Source organism: Fimbriimonadaceae bacterium (genome assembly GCA_019638775.1).
Classification (GTDB): Bacteria; Armatimonadota; Fimbriimonadia; order Fimbriimonadales; family Fimbriimonadaceae; genus JAHBTD01.
This window is the reverse complement of record JAHBTD010000111.1, coordinates 1-1,194: the sequence shown is the minus strand read 5'-3', so window position 1 is coordinate 1,194 and position 1,194 is coordinate 1. Positions and strand designations below refer to the sequence as shown.

General features: G+C 60.2%; 2 protein-coding genes. One reads left to right on the top strand and one right to left on the bottom strand.

The window, feature by feature from the left end:
- The first annotated feature begins 196 nt into the window (after positions 1-196).
- Positions 197-508, top strand: a complete 312-nt coding sequence (locus tag KF784_20310; GenBank protein MBX3121400.1) for a hypothetical protein — start codon at positions 197-199, stop codon at positions 506-508.
- 1 nt (position 509) lies between these two features.
- Here the strand turns inward: KF784_20310 and pyrE are convergent.
- Positions 510-1,194 (bottom strand): orotate phosphoribosyltransferase (pyrE, locus tag KF784_20305; GenBank protein ID MBX3121399.1); only part of this gene is annotated, 685 nt, incomplete at its 5' end.

The window sequence follows — 1,194 nt, the reverse complement described above, 5'->3', positions numbered from 1 at the left end:
ACGCCTTGGTTAGGCCGGCGCGTAACTGCTGCACGCTCAACACGTAAGAATGATAGGCAAGGGACGGAACCGGTTCCTGGACGAGCACTCCACTCAGAACGACTGCGCACGTGATAGACATGATATACCTCATGGCGACCGCTCCTTTGTTCACAGCATGATGGGGCGAGGATGGACGTCATATGATAGGAGCCCGATGAAAAATTGGTCAAGTCTGATAGGGCCTGCGCTGGGCTTGCTCCTGGCTGCTTGCGGAGACGGCGCCATTCTGGTCAAAGACTCAGACCAGGGAGGCGTCGTCGTCTACCCCTACCGGCCCCAGCACGGCACACTGTTGTCCTCATTCCGCAAAGACGCCATGCGCCTCATCGATCAGAAATGCCCCCGCGGGCACACGATCGTCCGCGAGGGAGAAACCAAGGGGCGGCTACGCCAGGCCAGCCCGCTCGCAGGATCGAGCGATGTCGTCGAGGAGCGGCGGTGGGGCATTCAATTCGACTGCAAGTAGCTCAGGGGGCGGTCGGCCGACCGCTCATCAACTCATCAACCGTCAACAGACTCACCACCCGTACCCCTAACTGCTCAACACGGGCTCGGCCGTCCTGTTCCTTTCGATCGACAATGATGAGGGCCTCCTTCACCTCGAGTCCTGCCTCACGGGCCGCCACAATCGCCTTCACGACCGACCCACCGCTGGTGAGCACATCGTCGACGACAAGCGCACGGTCCCCGGCCCGCACGACACCTTCGACCAATCGGCCAAGACCGTGGTCCTTCGGCTGCTTGCGCACGAAGAATGTCCGCCACTCCCGGCGCGGGGAAGCCAGATAGGCAAAGTCGGAGATCGACGTGGCGATGGAAATCGCGCCGATTTCCAACCCCCCGAGACAGTCGATCTCCCGGTCCTTGATGACCTCCCAGGCTCGTTGGGCCACCACATGGCGCGCATGCGGAAACGCCATCAGAGTGCGACAGTCGACATAAAATGGGCTCATCAACCCAGAAGCCAGTTTGAATCCCTTGTCGGGATCCCATCGAAACGATTGGGTGGCATGGAAGGCGGCAATCAGTTGATCTCGCACCGTCATGAGTCCTCTCACTCCCTTGAAAGATGGTTCCATCCGCCCACGCGGAGCCCTGCCGTTCGATTCGAAGGCGCCTGATTGTACACTGTTCAGGAAGCCGATCACAGCA

Bases quoted from the DNA above. Each gene is read 5' to 3' on its own strand.
- KF784_20310 (MBX3121400.1), top strand. From the start codon at position 197: ATGAAAAATTGGTCAAGTCTGATAGGGCCTGCGCTGGGCTTGCTCCTG.